Source organism: Dapis hubbardiae BLCC-M172 (assembly GCF_050016015.1).
In the GTDB taxonomy this organism is placed as follows: Bacteria; Cyanobacteriota; Cyanobacteriia; order Cyanobacteriales; family Microcoleaceae; genus Trichodesmium.
In genome coordinates this window covers 1-227 of record NZ_JBNHEQ010000032.1, presented here as the reverse complement: position 1 = coordinate 227, position 227 = coordinate 1, and the positions used below count along the sequence as shown (strand labels likewise).

The 227-nt window shown below is 42.7% G+C and carries 1 protein-coding gene; it reads left to right on the top strand.

What is annotated here, in order from left to right; translation table 11 throughout:
* The coding region (locus ACP6PK_RS03690; RefSeq protein WP_426557849.1) for a WD40 repeat domain-containing protein at positions 1 to 227 on the top strand (227 nt) is incomplete at both ends.

Sequence of the window (227 nt, the reverse complement as noted above, 5' to 3'; positions counted from 1 at the left end):
TCGGTCTTTGGTGTAGCATTTAGTCCTAATGGAGAAACTATTGCCACTGCAAGTTCTGACAAAACAGTGAAATTGTGGAACCAAAAGGGGCATCTGTTGCAGACTCTCACTGGCCATGAGGATATGGTCAGCGGTGTAGCATTTAGTACGGATGGAGAGACTATTGCTTCTACAAGTGATGACAAAACAGTAAAATTGTGGAACCTTGAAGGGAAATTATTGCAGAC